The following is a 17,044-nucleotide window of genomic DNA, read 5'->3' on the forward strand; positions in this document are numbered from 1 at the left end:
TACTGGGCCTGGCGGGATGTGACGGATCGCGTAAGTTGTCTTGTCTGATCGGATTGACAAGGCCGCGAAGCGGTCCCAGGAAATAGCCCCGCCGTATAGACCGTACCCTAAACCGACACAGGTGGACAGGTAGAGCATACCAAGGCGCTTGAGAGAACGATGTTGAAGGAACTCGGCAAATTGCCTCCGTAACTTCGGGAGAAGGAGGCCCTCCATGAAGGCAACTTTATGGAGGGGGCACAGACCAGGGGGTGGCGACTGTTTACTAAAAACACAGGGCTCTGCGAAGCCGCAAGGCGACGTATAGGGTCTGACGCCTGCCCGGTGCCGGAAGGTTAAAAGGAGGTGTGCAAGCACCGAATTGAAGCCCCGGTAAACGGCGGCCGTAACTATAACGGTCCTAAGGTAGCGAAATTCCTTGTCGGGTAAGTTCCGACCTGCACGAATGGCGTAACGACTTCCCCACTGTCTCCAACATCGACTCAGCGAAATTGAATTGCCCGTGAAGATGCGGGCTACCCGCGGTTAGACGGAAAGACCCCGTGCACCTTTACTACAACTTCAGAGTGATAATGGATATGTTATGTGTAGGATAGGTGGGAGGCTTTGAAGCGCGTGCGCCAGTTCGCGTGGAGCCGTTGGTGAAATACCACCCTTAACCTGTCTATTATCTAACCGCGACCCGTGAAGCCGGGTCCGGGACCCTCTGTGGTGGGTAGTTTGACTGGGGCGGTCGCCTCCCAAAGAGTAACGGAGGCGCGCGATGGTAGGCTCAGGCTGGTCGGAAATCAGCTGTGAGAGTGCAATGGCATAAGCCTGCCTGACTGCGAGACTGACAAGTCGAGCAGAGACGAAAGTCGGTCATAGTGATCCGGTGGTCCCGCGTGGAAGGGCCATCGCTCAACGGATAAAAGGTACGCCGGGGATAACAGGCTGATACTGCCCAAGAGCTCATATCGACGGCAGTGTTTGGCACCTCGATGTCGGCTCATCTCATCCTGGGGCTGGAGCAGGTCCCAAGGGTTTGGCTGTTCGCCAATTAAAGAGGTACGCGAGCTGGGTTTAGAACGTCGTGAGACAGTTCGGTCCCTATCTGCCGTGGGCGCAGGAGAATTGAGAGGAGCTGTCCCTAGTACGAGAGGACCGGGATGGACACACCTCTGGTGGACCTGTTGTGGCGCCAGCCGCACTGCAGGGTAGCTATGTGTGGAAGGGATAACCGCTGAAAGCATCTAAGCGGGAAGCCCCCCTCAAGATAAGTTCTCCCCTGAGAGCCGTGGAAGACCACCACGTTGATAGGCCGGGTGTGGAAGTGTGGCAACACATGAAGCTAACCGGTACTAATTACTCAATCGGCTTGATCCATCACCGTCATGAACAGAGATGAGATTATCTGATCTCTACAGACGCTCACACACAAAACGGAACATAATCAGAGCATACACAAACCCGATGTTTTTAATTGACCTGGTGATCGTAACGCCTGTGTCCCACCCGGCTCCATCCCGAACCCGGAAGTGAAACCAGGTTGTGCCGATGGTACTTCGTCTTAAGACGCGGAAGAGTAGGTCGTCGCCAGGTCTATTAAAAACATCGGACCCCAAGACAAACCCAGTCACAATGTCAAAAAACAAAACAAGCGGCCCAAAGCCGCTTTTTTTGTCCCAACAACGCTCTCCCGCGCGCCAGGCTTGCGGGCAAGCGATAGGCCAGTTAGCTTAACCACGGGGGAAGCACCCCCCAGCCCTGGCTCCCCCAGGGCGAAAAGATAAAAAAGCTTCAGGTCCCCTGAAGCGGAAAACAGAAAAAACCTCGGCTCCCCCGAGGCGGAAAATAAAGTGCCGGGCAACGTCCGGAACCATGCACTCAAGCAGCAAAGCGGTAGTGCGATTAAAGTGACGCGGGGTGGAGCACGCCCCAGCTTCAGGTCCCCTGAAGCGGAAATATAAAGTGCCGGGCTGCGCCCAGCGGCCCAACATATCCTTGACGCGGGGTGGAGCAGCCCGGTAGCTCGTCAGGCTCATAACCTGAAGGTCGCAGGTTCAAATCCTGCCCCCGCAACCAAACAAGTCAAAGGGTTGGCAGAGATTCTAATCCTTTATTTTTGCCTTTGAGCGGCGGGGGGTGTCATTGCGCCGCTTTCCAGGCGGCAAGGATCTCCGCTCCCGTCGCCGGCCACAGATAATCTTTTTCCGATAACATCTGCAGCAGTTGATGCAGGATATGAATGCGAAACGGCTGGCCGATAATATAGGGAGTGAGTGAAAGGTGCAGCACGCGTCCGCCGCCCCTTTCCGCCTCCTGCGCCAGAAATTCACAGGCCTCCTTAATCTGTTCGAGATAAACCTGTTCCTGTTGTCCCAAGGTTGATAGCAGATGCCGGTCTTCCAGTTCATAGGTGTGCGGCATGGCAAACAGCGGCCCGCTGCGGGTGGTCATCTGATAGGGCAGATCGTCATTGACCCAGTCACAGACATAGTCAATGCTGTATTCCGGCAGCAGGTGCAAGGTGTTTTCACTTTCCGATCGGGCGGGCGACAGCCAGCCGGTCACCGCCTGGCCGCTTTTTTCCCGTAGCAGGTCGAGCGCGTCTTTGATGTACCGCCGTTCGGTTTTTTCATCCAGCCCGCCGTAATGAAGGGCATTCATGTCCAGGCCATGACCAATGATTTCCCAATGCCGCGCTGTCATTTCCTCAAGCAACGGGGGATAGCGTTTGGCAAGGACGGCGCTCATGGGCACGGATACCGGAAACGGAAACTGATCCAATAGTTTCAGGAGGCGGTAAATGCCCACCCGGTTGCCGTAATCCCGGGCCGTGAAGGTCCGATAATCCGGAAATGGGGTGACCATGTGACCGGGGGCGCGAAACGGGCCGTCATTGGGGCTCAGTGGAAAAAATTCCAGCGCTATGGTGATCCACAGAGCGACCTTTTTGCCGTCCGGCCAGTGCACGGGCCGGCGTTCATGGATGTAACTGACCGGATAAAGGTCATGATCCATACCATGGTGGCGGCGTGGATAAGTGAGATAAGAGGATGGCAAGCTCATGATGATCCCCTTCCGTGCTTACGGGCCCGGATATGGGCCAGGGCGTCATCGTAATAATGTTCCAGATAATATTCGGCAATTTCCACCGCCGTGGTCACCCAGACATCGTCCCGGTGATCGGTGGCATACCGCAGGATTTCGCGGAAGGGGTCAATGCGATGCGCCCGGCCGATCAGATAGGCATGGATCGGGATGCACATGACCGTACCGCTTTGCTCCCCTTCGGCGAGAAGGGTATCAAACTGTCGTTTCAGTAAATCCGTATATTCCATCGGGCTCTGGCCATAGACGTTAAAGGCGTAATGGTCATTCACCTCCAGGGAATAGGGCATGGAAATCAGTTTCTTGCCGTTTCCGGTTTTCAGGGGTTGGGGCTGGTCGTCCTGAAACAGGTCACAGCTGTAATAAAAATCATATTCGCTTAAAAGCCGGATGGTGCGCTCCGTATGGGTCAGCGCCGGGGCCAGATAGCCGCGAATTCGTTGTCCCGTGGCCTGTTGAACGGTACGGATCGAATCTTCCAAGACCGCCCGTTCCTGGGCTTCATCCATGCCATAGACATATCGGGTGTTGTAAATCCCGTGGGAAAAGAATTCCCAGTTCCGCACCCGGCAGGCATCAATGATTTCCGGATGATGCTGGCACATGGCCACCGATAGGGAAATGGAGCCGCGCACGCCATAGTCATCCATGGCTTCCATCAAACGCCAGTTGCCGACCCGATTGCCATGGTCGCGATAGGAATAGGGCATAATGTCCGGATAAGGCCGGGACCAGCTTTTGCGAAAAGGGTTTTCCGGCGGGTTCAGTTCGTAAAATTCGATATTGGGCGCAACCCAGAAGGCCAGCTTCCGTCCTCCCGGCCAGACGATTTTCGGCCGATCTTTGTAGGGCCAGTAGTCATAAAGGCCTGTATCCTCTTTTGTATTCGGTTTTGTCGTCTGTTTGGCGTGTTCCCGGGTCATTATTCCCCCTCATAAGCTTCGAGCCAGTCAATCACGTCCTGCACGCCGACCACATCGGCATATTTCAGCAACAGATCTGTGAGGTTGGCAAAATGATAACTTTCATGTTTATCGGCCACACATTCGAGGGGCACGATTGTTCTGAAGCCGTGTGACAGGCTGTCCACCGCCGTGGCTCGCACACATCCCGAGGTGGAGCCGCCGGTGACGACAACCGTGTCCACCTTGTGCCAGCGCAAGAAGGAATTAAGCGGGGTTTCAAAAAACGCCGACGGCATGCGTTTGGTATAGACCGCGTCCACAGCCGGATGGATTTCCAGCCGGTCGTCAAATTCATGGCGTTTGGAACCGTATTTGATGTTCTGAAGGCTGTCCGGCGTGTCGGTGCGAGTGCCCCAGACGCCGGCATCGGCTGCATTTTTCATATAGGCCACATGGGTCCAGACCACGGGCAATCCCTTGCGTCGGGCCAGATTGGAAATATGGTTGATATAATCCATCTGTTTGGGATCGGTGATGTAGGCGGTATTGGGAAACAGATCGGGGCGTGTATAGGCTTTTTGCGGGTCCACATTGACAATCGCCAGTCTGTCACCGAACCCGAAACGGGCGCGTGCCGGGGTGGCGCGGATTTCTTCGAATATCTCCCGGGCCGTAGCCTTTGATGCTTTCATGGTGGGGGCGAGGGGGGGAGTTTCTCTGGCCATATCTGATGTCCCTTGCATAATGCTGAAACTTGTACTCTCGTCTGGTTGTAGTGCCCAAGCAAAGCCCCGCCAAGCTTCCCGACCGGGCGAAATATCCGGCGCATAAGGGGGCGGAATGACAACGGGGCCGGATGTCTTCCTAAAGTTTGCGCGATAATTTCCCAGAGCGGCAATGACAAAAATCATTCTGGCGCCATCACTTCTGTGATATTTAAAAAAATATTATAAATATATCATTATATTCTATCGGCGGAATGGAACTGGGTCAATGCGGATTCGTCGTGAATATATGCCGTCTGAATTTGGCCAGGCGCCTATGTATCTGGCGGGAGAGGGAAAGCCACTGAAACTGGCTGAAACAAGATATTCAAACAGGTATTGAGGAGAGCATAATGGAAATTTATATGCATGACGTGCTGCGCTGGATGCATGTCATTTTCGCGGCCTACTGGTTGGGCGGTGAATGGGGGGTGTTTAATGCCTCGACCAATGTGGCGAATGCCAGTCTTACTCTGGAAGACAGGCTGCGCCATATGGAAACCGCCTACCGCATTGATATTCTGCCTCGTTCATCCATCATCTGGTTATTGCCGGTCGGTTTTCATATGGCTGACAATCTCAGCTTGTCGCCGGTTACCGGAGTCTGGGTGCCTGTGGTCTGGGTGGCGACGGGGATCTGGTGGTGTCTGATTTTTGCGGCGTTTTGGCATCGTGGCACCAAACTGGGCATCAGGCTGACTGAACTTGATGACAAGGTACGATATGTGGTGATCCCCATGCTTTGGCTTTTGGGCGGTTATACGCTTGTCACAGACAAGGTTCTGTTTGTCGGGGATACGGTGGACCAATATTGGTTTGCCACCAAATTGGTGCTATTCGGGTTTATCCTGATTATCGGACTGTCCCTGCGCTACACCATGAAAGACTGGGCCGTGGCGTTTCACAGACTGGAAGCGGAAGGGTCCAAACCCGAAATCGAACATATCTTCACGTCCACGCTGGCAAAGGCCCGCAAACATGCCTATATCTACTGGATTGGTATCGGGACCATGGCTTTTCTGGGGGTTACAAAACCGTTCTGAAGTCCCGGGGCGACGCCCGTTCCAGAATGAATTGTGATAAGCGGGACTCGTCATAGCCAGAAGCGTCAGTGACGCGGTTATCAAGCATCAATTTGCAAAACACTCTAAAGGCAGGGCGGGCCGCCCTGCCTTTTGATTTTTCATGCTGACGGGCATGCCTTTATTTCCCGATTGTCATGGGTGCCGCTGAAAAACATACCCGTCGGGATATCCTTTGGGCAATCCGGCTTCGGGGACAAACCCAAACAGGTCTTCATCAGGCAGGGCTTCGGCTAGGATGGTGCGCACCTTCAGCAGTTCTTCAAGATTGATGCCGGTCTTAAGCCCCATGGCATCCAGCATGAAAACCAGATCTTCTGTAACGATGTTGCCGCTGGCGCCGGGGGCGAACGGACAGCCGCCCAGCCCGCCCAGCGAGGCATCGAATGTGGTGATGCCCTGATCCAGCGCCGCCAGGACATTGGCGAGGCCCAACCCTCGGGTGTTATGAAGATGCAGACCAGTCAGCCTGTCCTCCCCCACCTCTTTCTTGACCGCACGGACCAGACGGGCAATGTGGCCCGGGGTTGCATAGCCGGTGGTGTCGGACAGTCCCACCTCGTCGCAGCCGGCCTCCATCAGGGCACTGGCCAGGGCAAGGATTTTGGCTTCGGGCACCGGGCCTTCTAGGGTGCAGCCAAAGGCGGTGGAAATGCCGCCTTCGAATCTGGGGCGGCGTTCCGGGGGCAGGGTCCGGATCAGAGCGACAATTTTTTTCACTTCGTCGATCATCTGGTTGTGGGTCCGGTTGACATTGGCCATGCTGTGGGTTTCACTGGCTGAGAGCGGGATGGTGACTTTGTGAACGCCGGCCTTGATGGCATTTTCCGCGCCCTTGAAATTGGGCACCAGGGCGGCCACCACAAGGCCATCAATAGTCCGCGCATGGGCCACGAGTTCCGCCGTGTCCGCCAGCTGCGGCAGGAGGCGTGGCGGCACAAAGGAACCCACCTCGATTTCCGGGACGCCACAGGCCGCTTCTGCGCTGATCCAGGCTTTTTTCGCGTCTAGCGGCATGATGCTTTTGATGCTTTGCAGGCCGTCACGGGGACCGACCTCGCTGATTTCAATGTCAATTCTATTCATAATATCAAAGCCTTATGTAATAGTTTCCGGATATGGTCATGATTTTAGTTGATCCTGGTCAGCATAAAGTATATAAATAAATGTAATAATGATATAACAAAATACTTTTTATAATAAAACAGAAACTTTATGGTTGACAGGGCAGGTCGATCATAGGGAACCGAGTATTGGGAATTATATGGCTGATACAAACGATCTTCCTCTTGATGGTGTTAAGGTAATTGAATTCACACACATGGTGATGGGGCCGACAGTTGGGGTGATCCTGGCCGATTTGGGGGCAGAAGTGATCAAGGTGGAGCCCCCGAAGGGAGATAATACCCGACGCCTTGTCGGCTCCGGTTCGGGATATTTCCCCATGTACAACCGGAACAAAAAAAGCCTGTCTTTGGATTTGAAATCTCCGGAAGGTCTGGACATCGCGCATATACTGGTGCGGCAGGCGGATGTGGTTATTGAAAATTTTCGCCCCGGGACCATGGACAAGCTTGGTCTGGGATACGAGGTCTTGAGCCAGCTTAACGAGAGACTGATTTATTGTTCGGAAAAAGGTTTTCTTGCGGGGCCTTATGAACATCGCACGGCCCTGGATGAAGTGGCGCAGATGATGGGCGGACTGGCTTATATGACGGGGCCCCCCGGACGGCCGCTGCGCGCCGGTTCCAGTGTGATTGACGTGATGGGCGGCATGTTTGGTGTGATCGGTGTGCTTGCGGCGTTGAAACAGCGGGAAATTACCGGCAAGGGGCAATATGTACAAAGCGCGCTGTTTGAGAGCACGGTGTTTCTGGTGGGCCAGCATATGGCGCAATATGCGGTTACCGGACAGCCGGCAAATCCCATGCCGGTGCGTATCTCCGCCTGGGCGATTTATGAAATATTCGAAACCGCCGATGATGAGCAGGTATTTGTCGGCGTAGTGTCTGACACCCAATGGGGGAAATTCTGTGAGGCATTCGGCTTGGAAGAATGGCGGGACGATCCGGCTTATGCCACCAATGCGGAACGGGTCAGGCGCCGGGATGATCTGATCCCGCAGGTGAAGGATTTGTTCCGGCAATACAGCAAAAAGGATCTGATGGATAAACTGGAGCATATGGGATTGCCGTTTGCGCCCATATCCCGGCCGGAGGAAATGTTCGATGATCCCCATCTGACGCAGTCGGGGGGGCTGGTTGAGCTGACGATCCCGGATGGCGAAAAAACCCGTCTGCCGGCGTTGCCCCTGGAGATGAACGGTCGAAAATTCGGGGTGCGTCATGACCTACCGCAGATTGGGGAGCAGAGTTATGATGTTCTTAAGGCGGCGGGTCTAGACGAAGAGCGGATCAGGGATCTGGCCGATCGGGGCGTGGTGAAACTTGCCGGGAAGACCTGATCCTCGTCTATCGCAACTTGCTGTTGTCTGGTGTCGCGCCTTCCTTTGTCATTGCCGCCTGTACAGGAGCGACGAGAGAGGAGCGGAAGGACACGTCATGGCGAGGCGCGGCAGTGGCGAAGCAATCCATGGCGCCGTCAGTGGTTTTCTTGTTTCTATTATGTGTCGAGAATTTCCCAGGCGGCCCGTTCAGCGGATTCAAATGCGCCTTCCATCCCGGCTGAAAAAGTGGCGGTGTGTTCGCCGGCAAAGTGAATATTGTGGTGTGGTTTATCGAACGTTGCACTGAATTTGCGGATCTGTCCGGCTTTCCAATAAGCCCAGGCGCCGCGGGCATGAGGCTGGGCGGTCCAGGAGTGGATTTTATGCACGGTCAGCTTCCCCTGGGTGGCGGGTCTGAGACGGGCGAGTTCCTCAAGGATGGTTTTTTCCTGTTCCGCTCTGGCCAGGCGGTCAAAGGTCAAAGCCTGTGCGCCATTGATCAATCCCCAGAAAATATCCACCTGTCCGGAAGGCGAGGGCAGCGGGAAAATGCGTTCCAGAATGCTCGTGGTCCACATGCCGGGCGGCAGGCCGTCCTGTTCCCAAAAGGGCGTTTCGGCGGTAAAAAAGAAAGAGGTGACCGGAAGATAGGGGATATGGGTGATGGCCTGGTGTTGCAGGGCAGGAACAGGGGGATCAAATGAGATATACCGCACCACGGAGAAGGGTGCCGTGCAGATGATGTGATTGGCGGAATACTGGCTGCCATCGCTGCATTTCACCCATAGTCTGGCCCCCTCACGGTTCACATGGATGACTTTTTTGTGATGTCTGATTTCACATTTCAGGCTTCTGGCCATGACTTCCGGCAACCGGCTTGATCCACCTTTGATTTTTTGGCTGGTGCCGTTGTTTTTTTCAAACATCATGACCCTGTTCTTGCGCAATTCGCCCAATGCGGAGACATCATTGATATTGATCCCCTGAAGGCCCACGGCAGCCATTTTCCGTATGGCGGCGCTATCCCCCATTTTATCCAGATACCGGCTTACGGGCACATCATATTGAAAAGCGTCAGCCTCTTTCCAGCTGTCAAGCTCAGCCAGCGGGTTGGGCCGGGGCAGGGCGGCATTCAGTAGCGCGAAAGGCGGAATCTTTTTTAGTTTTTCCGGCAGGGGGTTGTGACTCCAGTCTGGCCAGCCCTGTAAGGTGGTGGAGTGTCCCTCATAACTGATCATCAGGCCCGGCGGGGACGGCGGAAAGTCTTCCAGGTCGATGCCAAGCTCCACGGCGGTGGATCTCAATCTTGCATACATGGGGCCCACTTGCAAACCGCCGGCTTCCGGTCGGCCGGGAACGTCTTTCAGGGTCAGCAGTCTGCCGCCGGTGCGGGCGCTGGCTTCGAGGATAAGAAGCTTTGCCCCCTCGCGTTCAAGAATTCGTGCGGCATGGAGTCCTGATATTCCGGCGCCGATGATAAGGACATCATAATGTGATGCCGCTGCGGTATGAGTATGAGCCAGGCCGGGGCTCAAGGACGCGGCGCCGGCAACAGCCCCCAGACCGGCAAGAACACGACGCCGCGTCGGAGTCTGGACAGATTTTTTCATGAACCTTCCCCACAGAGACTAGATACAACATAATGATATAATATTATATTATATAATGCGGGGACGGTTCTGTCCAATGATTATTTTCGGTTTATTCTTGTTGGGCTGACCAGAAGTTTGACGTTTCGCCGACAACCCGGGATAGTTCGAGATTGAGCTGATACAAGTCCGGCCGGTAATAAATGGTGATATATTCTACCGGGCGGTCATATTCATCATAGACGATCCGGGCCACTTTGAGCAGGGGGGAGCCAATGGTCACATTGAGCGCCGGCCCGGTGGTGTCGTCCGCCAGGGTTGCTGTGATCGTTTGTTTGGCCCGGGAAATGACGATGCCGGCCCGTTCTATCAGCGCCAGGATTGGTTTGTTTTCCAGTTCCTCATAGGAGAAAGACCGTCCAATATCTTCCGGTACATAAGTGATGACATACGAAAAGGGGGTTTCGTCCTTGTGTCGCGTACGGATCGCTTTTTGAACGATTGAGGACGGCGGGAGTTGCAGGGCGTCCGTGGCATGGGGCGGCGCCTTGACATAATCAAATTCCAGGATGTTGACGCTGGTTTCCAGCGCGATGTTTAACAAATCGCCCATCAACCCGTCCATTGTGCCCGACGAGGACGACACGGGGTTGGAAAAAGTGACCGTGGTGCCGCGGCCCCGCTGACGGGAGACCAGCCCCTCCGCGGCCAGTTCATCCATGGCGCGCTTGACGGTGATGCGTGAAACACCGAACATTTTTTCCAGTTCATTTTCGGTTGGCAGCAGTGACCCGTTGGGATAGACCCCGGAAAAGATCTTTTCCCGCATCAGCACATAGATCTGATGATACAGGGGGGTTGGAAGGCTGTCATTAAGGGCATTTTTCGGTTTTATGATTTTGTCTGTCATATGTTGTTCCGTGTTTTGTCGCGTTACACCTTGCGCCGCCATCCTGAGGGCCGGATCCTGTATTCTGGCGGGCATCAATGACAAAAGTCATTGTTGATTACATATATTGATATATCATTTAAGTCTTAAAAGACAAGAAGATTAGGGTCAGGACCCATTAATTATGTTCATTCTGTGGTCTTTGGTCGCAGGGCCCATCAAACAGGAAAGGATCGCATATGCCGGCATATATGATCATTGTTGCGGAGCTGGAGGACCCGGACGGATTCCGGGAGTATGCCCAGGCCGCCGGCAATCTGATCGGGAAATTCGGCGGTGAATATATTGTGCGCGGGGCCCGGCGCAGCGTCTGCTTGGAAGGGGACTGGCCGGATGAACAGAAGATTGTGATCTCAAAATGGCCTTCTCTGGAGGCCGCGCAGGCTTTCTGGAATTCCAGGGAATATGGCGAGATCAGGAAACTGCGTGAAGGGCGGGCCCGGGTCAGGGTGCGCCTGGTCGAGGGGGCAGGGTCATGACCAAAAGGATCCCGGTTCGCAACCCGCGCAATGGCCGTTATGATTATGAAATAACCGTCACCACATCAGCGGAAATTTCCGCCCTGGTGGAGATAATGCGCCAGGCGCAGAAGGCTTGGCAGGTCAAGGGGCTTGCCTACCGGATCAGGGTTTTGGAAAAACTAAAGGCCGCCATTGCCCATCACCGTCGGGCCCTGATTGACGCGTTGGTGATCGATACGGGCCGGCTGTTTATTTCCGTGGCCGAAGTGGACGGTCTTGCCGGTGCCATTGACCGCTGGATTGGTATCGCCTCATCTGAAACGCCCCCGCAAACACATCAATCAACGGCCCTGCCGTTTATTGAATATCGGGTCGAGAGACAGCCCTATGCGGCTGTGGGCGTGATCAGCCCGTGGAATTTTCCGCTGACCCTTTCCCTGATTGATGCGCTGCCGGCGGTATTGGCAGGATGTAGTGTGATCATCAAGCCCAGCGAGGTGACCCCGCGTTTTGCCCAACCACTCAGGCAGGTGATCGCGGATGTGGAGGAATTGCGGGATCTTGTTCAAATTGTCGATGGGGACGGCAGTACCGGCGCGGCCTTGATCAAGCATGTGGATGTTGTCTGTTTCACAGGCAGCGTGGCCACCGGGCGGAAGGTGGCGGAAGCCGCAGCACGGAATTTTATTCCGGTTTTTCTGGAACTGGGAGGCAAAGATCCAGCAGTGGTGCTGGAAGATGCCGATGTGGACCGAGCGGTGAGCGCTTTGTTGCGGGCGTCGATTGTCAACACCGGGCACGCTTGTCAATCCATAGAACGTATTTATGTGGCCCGTTCCCTGTATGATGAGTTTCTGGCGAAACTGGTGGACCAGGCGCGCGCCGTTGACCTGAACTACCCGGATATTCATGAGGGGCATATCGGGCCGATCATTTTTGAACAGCAGGCCCGGATTATTCAGCGCCATCTAGAGGATGCGGTGGCGCGGGGCGCGATCATTCATTGTGGCGGAAAAATTGAGACCCTTGGCGGCGGGCTGTGGTGTCGGCCTACGGTGGTGAGCGATCTTCACCAGGATATGGCGCTGATGCAAGAGGAAACCTTTGGTCCGGTGCTGCCGGTCCTGGCGTTTGATAGTGAAGATCAGGCCGTTGAAATAGCCAATGACACGGCATACGGGCTGAGTGCGGCGGTGTTCTCAAGATCCCTTGAGCGGGCCCATGGAGTGGCGGCCCGCCTTGACGCCGGTGGCATCAGTATCAATGACGCCAGTCTGACCGGTTTGATGCATGAAGCCGAAAAACAATCCTTCAAACTGTCCGGGATGGGCGAATCCCGCATGGGGCCCGCCGGGTATAAACGGTTTTTCAGGAAAAAGGCGATCATGACCAATGTGGGGGACGTTTTTGACGTGGAGGCGTTCCATGAAAGCCGGGCAAATTATCCATGATTTGATCCGGCGGTGACAAATGTCATGGCCTTATCCCCGGCGGCAAGGGAAGATCAAACCATAATCCATGTTCACAGACCATATCTTGGGAGGTTGAGTGCAGAATGGGAAATGAAATGCTGTTGTTATTGTCGGGCGCTGCATCAATCGCCTTTGTTCACACATTGCTGGGTCCCGACCATTATCTGCCTTTTGTGGCGGTCGGGAAGGCCCGGGGGTGGAGCGTGCCCAAAACCGGTCTGGTGACGCTGCTGTGTGGTCTGGGGCATTCCGTGGGGTCGATCGTCCTGGGTTTGATTGGGGTGTTCGCCGGGCGGGCGCTTGCGGACCTGGTTGAAATCGAGGCGTTTCGGGGAGATCTGGCGGCCTGGAGTCTGCTGGCCTTCGGGCTGGTCTATTTTGCCTGGGGCATGAAGAAAACAGTACGCGGGAAAAAACATACCCACTGGCATACCCATGCAGACGGCACCCGTCACCGGCACGAACATGATCACTGGACCCAGCATATGCATGTCCATTCCTCTGGTGAAGGGGCAGCGTTGCAAGAGACAAAGGGACTCAGGGCATTGAGGATGCGCATTTTTGCCCCCTGGGCCCTGTTTATCGTTTTTGTGCTCGGCCCGTGCGAACCGCTGATTCCGTTGATGATGGTGCCGGCGGCCCAGGGAAATATTGCCGGCGTCATGCTGACGGTTGCCGTATTCACTGCCGTGACGGTTCTGACCATGCTGGTGGTGGTTCTGTTATCTTCATGGGGCTTGCGGTCGGTTTCCTTTGGGGGAGTAGAAAAATATAGCCATGTTATCGCCGGCGGTACCATCAGCCTGTGCGCGTTTGGCATGTTGGCCTTTGGCCTTTGAACGAAGGAACAGCGGATGACCCAGGATCGGAATACAAGGAATTTTCTGGCAATTGATGCCGTGGTCAATATCTGGACCCGCGAGGCGCTTCAACACCGCCCGGACTGGACCGATGAATTTTTTATCGGTAAGGTCAAGGGCGAACACGGTTCCGCGGGCACCTCGCTGGAAGAAATGATCGACCAGATGGACGAGGCGGGCATTGAATATGCTTTTCTGGTGGCGGCAAAGACCGGCCGTCCGGGCCTTCCGGGCTGTTATCATATGCCGCCGGAAGTGGTGGCGGAAGCCGTGGCCAAATATCCCAAACGGTTTTTCGGGCTGGTGGGTATTGACCCCTATCAGGGGATGGATGGGGTACGTGCCCTGGAAGATGACGTCAAAAACAAGGGCTTTATCGGGGCGCATCTTTATCCGCACTGGTTTGAGCTCGCACCCAACCACGCCAAATATTACCCCTTTTACGCCAAATGCATCGACCTGGATATTCCGATCCAGATGCAGGTTGGCCAGTCCCTGATATATGCCAAGAACAACCGTTGTCGTTCGGTCGGCCGGCCGATCTATCTGGATGATATTGCCTGTGATTTGCCGGAACTGAAACTGATCGGTTCGCATGTGGGGATCCCCTGGCATGAGGAAATGATCGCCATGGCCTGGAAGCACGAGAATGTCTATATCTGCACCGATGCCCACAGCCCGAAATACTGGCCCGAATCCGTCTGGAAATACATGAATTCCTATGGCCAGGATAAAGTCATCTTCGGCACGGATTTTCCAGTGTTGCGGTTTGGCCAGACGATAGAGGAAATCCGGGCTTACGGTCTGAAACCTGAGGTCGAGCGAAAGTTTCTGCGCAACAATGTCATCAAATTGTATCGCCTGGAACAGCGCGGCGTGCAGCCGGCGGTGGAGGTATGATAATGAGCGGCCCTCTTGAAGGTGTGAAAATTCTTGAATTCACCAGTGTTGTCCTGGGACCGTGGGCCTGTCAGATGCTGGGGGATCTGGGCGCGGATGTGATCAAGGTGGAACCGCCTGCTGGAGATACCAACCGCCATCTTGGGCCCCGTAATGTTCATGAGGATATGAGCGCCCTGTTTCTGACCTGCAATCGCAACAAGCGCAGCATCGTTCTGGACCTGAAACATCCGAAAGGTCGAAAGGCGGCCCTGAAACTGGCGGAACAGGCCGATGTGCTGGTGCATAATTTTAGGCCGCAAGCCATGAGGCGGCTGGGCCTTGATTACGAGACCCTCAGGGCCGTTAATCCGAAAATCATCTATTGCGCCACCTATGGCTACAGCAAAAAAGGCCCTTACGGAGACAAGGGGGCACTGGATGACAGCATTCAGGCGGGCTCTGGCGTGGCCATGCTGATGAGTATGGTGGAAGGGGAGCCGCGTTATCTGCCGACTATTGTGGCAGACAAAACCACAGGCATGGCGGTGGTCAATGCGGTGATTGCGGCGCTGTTCTATAGGGAACGCCAGGGCAAGGGACAGGAAATCGAGGTGCCCATGTATGAAACTATGGTTTCCTATGTGATGGTGGAGCATCTTTGGGGGCTGACTTTCGATCCGCCGATCGGCAAAGCGGGCTATGTCCGGTTGATGAGCCAGCACCGGCGTCCTTACAAAACCAAAGATGGTTATATTGCGGTGCTGCCTTATTGGGACAACCACTGGAAAACCTTCTGTGAGGTGGTGGGGCGGCCGGACATGATCACCGACCCGCGTTTTAATAACATGAAAAGCCGGCTGGCCAATATTGATGCAAGTTATGCGGAAACCGCCAAGGCGTTGACCCGGAAAACTACCGCCGAATGGCTGGCGCTTCTGAAACCCACCAATGTGCCGCATATGATCGTCAATACGCTGGACGGACTGATCGACGATCCGCACCTCAAGGAAACCGGATTCTGGAAAATGGTGGATCACCCCACCGAGGGGCGGCTGCGTATGGCGTCACCCCCCTATAGTTTTTCGGAAAGCGCTGCGGAAATCAGGACGCTGCCGCCGCGGTTGGGGCAGCAAAGCAAAGAGATTCTGAAAGAAGCCGGTTACGGAGAGGATGAAATCAGGGAAATGTTTGACCAGGGCATTTCCAAGGGCCCTGAGAACGGGTGAGAACGGGAGCGAGGAACTTGCATGATCAGGATGAAAGAAGGAGATGGACCATGAAACGTGTGCAGGATGAAAAACCCGAACGTTCGGCAGAGGTGAAAGCCTGGCTGAATAAGGAAATCGCCGCCCAGAAGGCGCGTTATGACGCAATCGTCAAGGAAATGGAAGACCTTCAGGAAGAACGCAACGGCTGGATCGCCGAATTTCTGAAAATTATTCAGACCAGGGGGTTTAATATGAATGGGGATATGCGCCGTCAGATTCCTGATGAAGAACTGCCTAAACGCCCTGATCGGCCGGATGCTGACAAGGTGGTCTGGTAATCACGATAATCACAGCAGAAAGGATAAGTCATGGCACGTCCGCACATTGAACCTTTTGTCGAATTGAACGAATCCTATAAAAAATTCACCTTGCCGGGTTTTTCGCCCGCAGGCAGCCATTACAAGGTCCTGTCCCTGGATACGGATGTAGGCGCCTGCACCCTGAAGATGCGTTTTGATGGTGGATACAAACGGAAACCCGGGATGAGTTATTCCGATATGGAACTCTTCATTCTCAATGGCGCCATGAAAATTGGCGACCAGATTTGCCGGGAAGGCCATTATCTTTTTGTGCCAGCCGGTTATGCGTTGGGGGCCATAGACGTGCCGCAGGGGTGTGAGGCTCTGGTCATGTATAATGACGGCGAACCCAGTTTCCTGGAATCCGATGTTCATCATCCGTTGTGTCTGAAGGAAGGTTTTGTTTCCGTGAACGGTTATGAGGATGCGCCCTGGGCCCCAGGCAATCTGGTGCAGCCTTCGGTCGCGTCCGGCTGCCTGATCAAGGTGCTGCATTATGATGTGCTGACCGAAGCCATTTCTTTCCTGTATTGCATGACGCCCGAATTTATGCAGGATAATATCTCCTACCATGACTGTGCGGAAGAAAGTTATCATATCTGGGGCACGTCCTGGATGTTGCAGTTCGGTGACCTGCCGACCGGGGGATATTTCTGGCGGCCGCCCTATATCAACCACGGCTCCTTCCGTTGCAAGCTGGGCACCATCGCCTTTGGCCGTACGGATTCCAAACTGCACAACTATTTTCATTTTAATCCGTGGTCTAACCCGGATGAAAACAAATTAAGGGCGGCGGCGCATCTGTATCGCCAACGGCCGCAGTTATATCAATGGGTGGCGTCCGATGGGCATAATCACCCGCACGGCCCGGCGGACTTTGAACACCCCCATTATCAGAGTGATCCGCAGGTGAAGCATATTCACGGTCATCATGATCATCCGCATCACCATCATCACGATCACGACTGAGGAAT

At 54.6% G+C, this 17,044-nt stretch carries 15 protein-coding genes, 1 tRNA gene and 2 rRNA genes (1 of these 18 running past the window's edge); 12 read left to right on the plus strand and 6 right to left on the minus strand.

Annotated elements, in window-relative coordinates; genetic code table 11:
- The 3 genes from FE788_RS00890 to FE788_RS00900 form a co-directional block, all read left to right on the plus strand.
- A 23S ribosomal RNA gene (locus tag FE788_RS00890) occupies positions 1 to 1,365 on the plus strand (it extends 1,385 nt beyond the left edge of the window).
- 101 nt (positions 1,366 to 1,466) lie between these two features.
- Positions 1,467 to 1,581, plus strand: a 5S ribosomal RNA gene (rrf, locus tag FE788_RS00895).
- A gap of 406 nt (positions 1,582 to 1,987) precedes the next feature.
- Positions 1,988 to 2,064, plus strand: a tRNA-Met gene (locus FE788_RS00900).
- Between the two features lie 63 nt (positions 2,065 to 2,127).
- On the opposite strand, the gene FE788_RS00905 is transcribed toward FE788_RS00900, so the two are convergent.
- From FE788_RS00905 to FE788_RS00915, 3 genes are read right to left on the minus strand one after another with little or no spacing between them, the layout of a single operon-like run.
- A complete protein-coding gene (locus FE788_RS00905) occupies positions 2,128 to 3,051 on the minus strand; it encodes a polysaccharide deacetylase family protein (RefSeq protein ID WP_138378872.1) in 924 nt (307 codons plus the stop codon).
- A complete protein-coding gene (locus FE788_RS00910) occupies positions 3,048 to 4,016 on the minus strand; it encodes a polysaccharide deacetylase family protein (RefSeq protein ID WP_138378873.1) in 969 nt (322 codons plus the stop codon). The genes FE788_RS00905 and FE788_RS00910 overlap by 4 nt, the downstream gene beginning before the upstream one ends.
- Positions 4,016 to 4,690, minus strand: coding sequence for an isochorismatase family protein (locus tag FE788_RS00915; RefSeq protein ID WP_138381233.1), 675 nt, complete (start codon positions 4,688 to 4,690; stop codon positions 4,016 to 4,018). Before FE788_RS00915 ends, FE788_RS00910 begins: the two co-directional genes overlap by 1 nt.
- 425 nt (positions 4,691 to 5,115) lie before the next feature.
- Between FE788_RS00915 and FE788_RS00920 the strand changes: the two genes are divergently transcribed.
- On the plus strand, positions 5,116 to 5,805 hold the full coding sequence (locus FE788_RS00920; protein WP_138378874.1) for a hypothetical protein: 690 nt from the start codon (positions 5,116 to 5,118) through the stop codon (positions 5,803 to 5,805).
- A gap of 174 nt (positions 5,806 to 5,979) precedes the next feature.
- On the opposite strand, the gene FE788_RS00925 is transcribed toward FE788_RS00920, so the two are convergent.
- Positions 5,980 to 6,930 carry a hydroxymethylglutaryl-CoA lyase gene (locus tag FE788_RS00925; protein ID WP_138378875.1) on the minus strand — a complete coding sequence of 317 codons (951 nt, stop codon included), beginning with the start codon at positions 6,928 to 6,930 and terminating at the stop codon, positions 5,980 to 5,982.
- Positions 6,931 to 7,108: 178 nt separating this feature from the next.
- On the opposite strand from FE788_RS00925, the gene FE788_RS00930 reads away from it, so the two are divergent.
- Positions 7,109 to 8,308, plus strand: a complete 1,200-nt coding sequence (locus FE788_RS00930; RefSeq protein WP_138378876.1) for a CaiB/BaiF CoA transferase family protein — start codon at positions 7,109 to 7,111, stop codon at positions 8,306 to 8,308.
- A 158-nt stretch (positions 8,309 to 8,466) separates the two neighbouring features.
- Here the strand turns inward: FE788_RS00930 and FE788_RS00935 are convergent, their stop codons facing one another.
- The gene (locus tag FE788_RS00935) at positions 8,467 to 9,900 is read right to left on the minus strand and encodes a flavin monoamine oxidase family protein (protein WP_138378877.1); all 1,434 of its coding nucleotides are present in this window, start codon (positions 9,898 to 9,900) and stop codon (positions 8,467 to 8,469) included.
- A 91-nt stretch (positions 9,901 to 9,991) separates the two neighbouring features.
- The gene (locus FE788_RS00940) at positions 9,992 to 10,789 is read right to left on the minus strand and encodes a GntR family transcriptional regulator (protein WP_168190205.1); all 798 of its coding nucleotides are present in this window, start codon (positions 10,787 to 10,789) and stop codon (positions 9,992 to 9,994) included.
- A 218-nt stretch (positions 10,790 to 11,007) separates the two neighbouring features.
- Here FE788_RS00940 and FE788_RS00945 point away from each other — a divergent pair, with 218 nt between their 5' ends.
- The 7 genes from FE788_RS00945 to FE788_RS00975 all read left to right on the plus strand — a co-directional run bounded on the left by FE788_RS00945 (position 11,008) and on the right by FE788_RS00975 (position 17,039).
- Positions 11,008 to 11,307, plus strand: coding sequence for a DUF1330 domain-containing protein (locus FE788_RS00945; RefSeq protein WP_138378879.1), 300 nt, complete (start codon positions 11,008 to 11,010; stop codon positions 11,305 to 11,307).
- Positions 11,304 to 12,740, plus strand: coding sequence for an aldehyde dehydrogenase family protein (locus FE788_RS00950; RefSeq protein ID WP_138378880.1), 1,437 nt, complete (start codon positions 11,304 to 11,306; stop codon positions 12,738 to 12,740). Before FE788_RS00945 ends, FE788_RS00950 begins: the two co-directional genes overlap by 4 nt.
- Positions 12,741 to 12,856: 116 nt before the next feature.
- Positions 12,857 to 13,600, plus strand: coding sequence for a hypothetical protein (locus FE788_RS00955; protein ID WP_210414069.1), 744 nt, complete (start codon positions 12,857 to 12,859; stop codon positions 13,598 to 13,600).
- Between the two features lie 15 nt (positions 13,601 to 13,615).
- The gene (locus tag FE788_RS00960) at positions 13,616 to 14,521 is read left to right on the plus strand and encodes an amidohydrolase family protein (protein ID WP_138378882.1); all 906 of its coding nucleotides are present in this window, start codon (positions 13,616 to 13,618) and stop codon (positions 14,519 to 14,521) included.
- A 2-nt stretch (positions 14,522 to 14,523) separates the two neighbouring features.
- Complete coding sequence (locus tag FE788_RS00965; protein WP_138378883.1) at positions 14,524 to 15,729, plus strand: CaiB/BaiF CoA transferase family protein; 1,206 nt, start codon at positions 14,524 to 14,526, stop codon at positions 15,727 to 15,729.
- Positions 15,730 to 15,779: 50 nt separating this feature from the next.
- Complete coding sequence (locus FE788_RS00970) at positions 15,780 to 16,049, plus strand: hypothetical protein (RefSeq protein ID WP_138378884.1); 270 nt, start codon at positions 15,780 to 15,782, stop codon at positions 16,047 to 16,049.
- 30 nt (positions 16,050 to 16,079) lie between these two features.
- On the plus strand, positions 16,080 to 17,039 hold the full coding sequence (locus FE788_RS00975; RefSeq protein WP_138378885.1) for a DUF4437 domain-containing protein: 960 nt from the start codon (positions 16,080 to 16,082) through the stop codon (positions 17,037 to 17,039).
- Positions 17,040 to 17,044: the final 5 nt, after the last annotated feature.

Source organism: Luteithermobacter gelatinilyticus, assembly GCF_005849285.1.
GTDB lineage: Bacteria > Pseudomonadota > Alphaproteobacteria > Sphingomonadales > Emcibacteraceae > Luteithermobacter > Luteithermobacter gelatinilyticus.